The sequence below is a fragment of the Bradyrhizobium sp. Leo78 genome, assembly GCF_059512425.1.
In genome coordinates, this window is sequence record NZ_JCAMOT010000255.1 from 1 (window position 1) to 403 (window position 403).

The following is a 403-nucleotide window of genomic DNA, read 5'->3' on the forward strand; positions in this document are numbered from 1 at the left end:
CGACTTCGGCGATGCGCGTGGCACCCTTGGTGATGACGATGAAGTTGATGGTGATGAGGATCAGGAAGACGATCAGACCGATGACGAAGTCGCCGGACATGACGAGACTGGCGAAACCGGCAATGACGCCGCCGGCCGCATCGTGTCCTTCATTGCCGTGGGACAGGATGACGCGGGTCGTCGCGATGTTGAGCGCCAACCGTGTCATCGTCGCGATCAGCAGAATGGTCGGAAAAGACGAGAAATCGAGCGGCTTCTGGATCCACAGCGCGACCATCAGGATCAGCACCGAGAAAGCGATCGAGAAGGCCAGGCCCATATCGATCAGGAACGGCGGGATCGGCAGGAAGAGAATGCAGATGATGCCGATGATGCCGAGGGCAAAACCGATATCGCGCAAGCT

1 protein-coding gene is annotated in these 403 nt (G+C 58.6%); it reads right to left on the reverse strand.

The window, feature by feature from the left end; translation table 11 throughout:
- Window positions 1-403 (reverse strand): FHIPEP family type III secretion protein (locus AC5ZG1_RS44555; RefSeq protein ID WP_496136593.1); only part of this gene is annotated, 403 nt, incomplete at both ends.